The organism is Streptococcus sp. CCH8-C6, assembly GCF_001557225.1.
Taxonomy (GTDB): Bacteria; Bacillota; Bacilli; order Lactobacillales; family Streptococcaceae; genus Streptococcus; species Streptococcus sanguinis_C.
Window position 1 is genome coordinate 1 of the sequence record NZ_LSJN01000038.1, and the last position, 212, is coordinate 212.

Annotated in this window: 1 pseudogene; it reads right to left on the reverse strand. The window is 56.6% G+C overall.

From position 1 onward, the window contains the following. Positions 1–212 (reverse strand): annotated as a pseudogene (locus AX677_RS09520) (MSCRAMM family adhesin SdrC); the annotation flags it as partial.

Below are 212 nucleotides of genomic sequence, written 5' to 3' on the forward strand. Positions count from 1 at the left end.
GGCCTCAACAAGTGCATCTGTAAGCGCCAGTGAATCAGCCTCGACCAGTGCGTCCGTATCTGCGAGCGAATCGGCCTCAACAAGTGCGTCAGTTAGTGCCAGTGAATCTGCATCCACGAGCGCGTCTGTATCAGCGAGCGAGTCCGCTTCGACGAGTGCGTCCGTATCGGCGAGTGAATCAGCCTCGACAAGTTCCTCAGTGAGTGCAAGTA